The organism is Pseudomonas sp. SWRI77, assembly GCF_014269105.1.
GTDB classification, from domain to species: domain Bacteria; phylum Pseudomonadota; class Gammaproteobacteria; order Pseudomonadales; family Pseudomonadaceae; genus Aquipseudomonas; species Aquipseudomonas capeferrum.
Window position 1 is genome coordinate 1 of record NZ_JABWRV010000058.1, and the last position, 1,739, is coordinate 1,739.

General features: G+C 60.0%; 1 protein-coding gene. It reads left to right on the top strand.

Annotated elements, in window-relative coordinates:
• The first annotated feature begins 271 nt into the window (after positions 1-271).
• The gene (gene ltrA, locus HU766_RS25910) at positions 272-1,693 is read left to right on the top strand and encodes a group II intron reverse transcriptase/maturase (protein ID WP_186661828.1); all 1,422 of its coding nucleotides are present in this window, start codon (positions 272-274) and stop codon (positions 1,691-1,693) included.
• Positions 1,694-1,739: the final 46 nt, after the last annotated feature.

The following is a 1,739-nucleotide window of genomic DNA, read 5'->3' on the forward strand; positions in this document are numbered from 1 at the left end:
CGAGGCAAAATGCTGGCCTGACGAACAGGAAGCGGATAGAGGCGGCGCAGCGGGGTAAGGCGGCCATAATCGTCAAAGCCCAATACTTGCACGGAACGCTGTGACGTAAATCCGACAGGCATAAGCAAGAAGGTCACGCGAATTACCCTGGGAGATCTGCACGTTTGCCACTGTGCTACCGAGCGTCTAGAGGCGACGGGATGAGCGTGCAGAAGTCAGCCGAAGCCGTAGTAAGTGGCGGTTAACCGCGCCACCAAGGGCCGAACAGGTTATGCCGCCAGTAGGCGTCACTGTCTCGTTGGTAGCCGAAATGCAGAAATTTCCCAAAACGGAAACTGTTATTCAGAGTCCCGGCCAGAAGCCGAGGATGGTGTCTGACAGTGCAAAGGTATCGACGGCGTCAGTGGCGTGGACGAACGCGGAGCCGGACACGCTGATGGAGCGGGTGCTTGCACCGGCCAACCTCAGGCGTGCGTATCAACGTGTGGTCAGCAACAAGGGAGCGCCGGATGCCGATGGCATGACGGTGGCCGAGTTGGCGGGCTACGTGAATCAGTATTGGCCAGTCCTCAAAGCCCGGCTGTTGGCCGGCGAATACCATCCCCAAGTAGTGCGTGCGGTTGAGATTCCCAAGCCGCAGGGCGGTACTCGGCAGTTGGGTATTCCCAGCGTCGTGGATCGCCTGATCCAGCAAGCCCTGCTGCAACAACTCACGCCGCTCTTTGATCCGCTGTTCTCGGACTACAGCTACGGCTTCCGTCCGGGTAGAAGCGCTCACCACGCTGTCGAGATGGCCCGCACCCATGTGGCGTCGGGGCATCGCTGGTGCGTGGAGATTGATCTGGAGAAATTCTTTGATCGGGTCAACCACGACATCCTGATGGCGTGCGTCGAGTGTCACGTCGAAGACAAGCGCGTGCTCAGACTTATCCGTCGTTACCTCGAAGCCGGAGTCATGTCGGGCGGGGTTGTCAGTCAACGACAGGAGGGGACGCCGCAAGGTGGTCCGCTCTCGCCGCTGCTGTCGAACATCCTGCTCAATGAACTCGACCGGGAGTTGGAACGACGGGGCCATCGTTTCGTGCGCTATGCCGATGACGCGAACATCTATGTGCGCAGTCCTCGTGCTGGCGAACGGGTGCTGGCCAGTGTCGAGCGTTTCCTGATTCAGCGTCTGAAATTGACGGTGAATCGGAGCAAGAGCCAAGTGGCAAGGGCCTGGAAGTGCGATTACCTGGGCTATGGGATGAGCTGGCATCAGCAGCCGAGGCTGCGGGTGGCAACGATGAGCCTGGGTCGCCTGCGCGTCCGGCTCGCAGAGCTGCTACGCAGAGCGCGGGGCCACAAGATGGCGAACACCATCGAGCGGATAAACCCTGTCCTACGAGGCTGGGCGGGTTACTTCAAGCTCAGCCAGAGCAAACGGCCACTTGAGGAACTGGATGGCTGGATCAGGCACAAACTCCGCTGCGCCATCTGGCGCCAATGGAAGCGGCCCTCTACGAGGGCGCGCAACTTGATGCGTCTGGGCTTAAGCGAAGAGCGTGCCTGTAAATCGGCCTATAACGGCCGAGGCCCGTGGTGGAATTCGGGGGCGCCACATATGAATCAGGCGCTGCCGAAGAAACTATGGGATCGACTCGGACTGGTCTCGATACTGGATACGATCAACCGGCTTAGCCGCATAACCTGAACCGCCGTGTACGGAACCGTACGCACGGTGGTGTGAGAGGACGGCG